This is a genomic window from Brevibacterium sp. SIMBA_078, assembly GCF_046534565.1.
Classification (GTDB): Bacteria; Actinomycetota; Actinomycetes; order Actinomycetales; family Brevibacteriaceae; genus Brevibacterium.
Genome location: NZ_JAWRYQ010000632.1, coordinates 1 through 233, shown reverse-complemented (window position 1 = coordinate 233; position 233 = coordinate 1). Strand labels below are relative to the sequence as shown.

1 pseudogene is annotated in these 233 nt (G+C 57.1%); it reads left to right on the top strand.

From position 1 onward, the window contains the following. Positions 1-21: 21 nt before the first annotated feature. Positions 22-233 (top strand): annotated as a pseudogene (locus SB749_RS21045) (D-2-hydroxyacid dehydrogenase); the annotation flags it as partial.

The following is a 233-nucleotide window of genomic DNA, read 5'->3' as shown; positions in this document are numbered from 1 at the left end:
GACGTCGCCACAGGAGGCCACATGTCTAAACCATCAGTCCTCGTCATCGTCCCGGCCGGATCGAGCGAGCCACCGCTGGACAATCTTCACACAGAAGCTGATGTCACTGTCGTGCGCACTGCAGACGAGTTGCGCCCCGCGCAGAAGTCATCTGAAATCCTGTTCGTCAACGATTTCAAGACCACATTGCCACGGGAGGTGCGGCCGGGTAATCTTAAATGGATACACACCCC